Source organism: Streptomyces sp. CO7 (assembly GCF_053474865.1).
This window is the reverse complement of record NZ_JBRIOU010000008.1, coordinates 208454-208977: the sequence shown is the minus strand read 5'-3', so window position 1 is coordinate 208977 and position 524 is coordinate 208454. Positions and strand designations below refer to the sequence as shown.

The 524-nt window shown below is 75.4% G+C and carries 1 pseudogene; it reads right to left on the bottom strand.

The window, feature by feature from the left end:
• Positions 1-414: pseudogene (locus ACOV8S_RS25855) on the bottom strand (hypothetical protein); the annotation flags it as partial.
• Positions 415-524 lie beyond the last annotated feature (110 nt).

Below are 524 nucleotides of genomic sequence, written 5' to 3'. Positions count from 1 at the left end.
GGCCACGGCCGTCTCCGCCCGGCCGAAGTCCCGCTCCTCCTCGGCCTCCCTGCGCCGCCACGGCGGCCGGAACCGCGCCAGCAGCGCCCCCAGGTCGAAGGCGCAGCAGCCGAAGAGCACCAGGGCGATCGCCAGCACCAGGTCCTCGCGCGGGCCCACCACGGGCGTCGGCACCCGGCCCAGCACCGCCTGCGCCAGCGGGGCCACGCCCATCGCCATGTAGCAGAACATCCAGAAGGTGGCCTGCAGCAGTTTGCGGCGGCGGGCCAGGATCATGGCGGACAGCCGCGCCCCGCAGTACGCGGTGAGACCGGCCTGCAGCCAGTACGCGGTGTCCCGCGCCCCGCCCCCCGGCTGGTTCATCACCACCAGCGGCAGCAGCAATGGAAGGCCCAGCACCAGGGGCACCGACATCGCGGTGGTCAGCAGCGTGCTCGGCGCGAAGGGACGGAACCGGATGCCCGGACGCCGCACGACGGACCCCTGACCGGCGCTCCCGCGCCCCGCGGCGCCCTCCTTCGGCC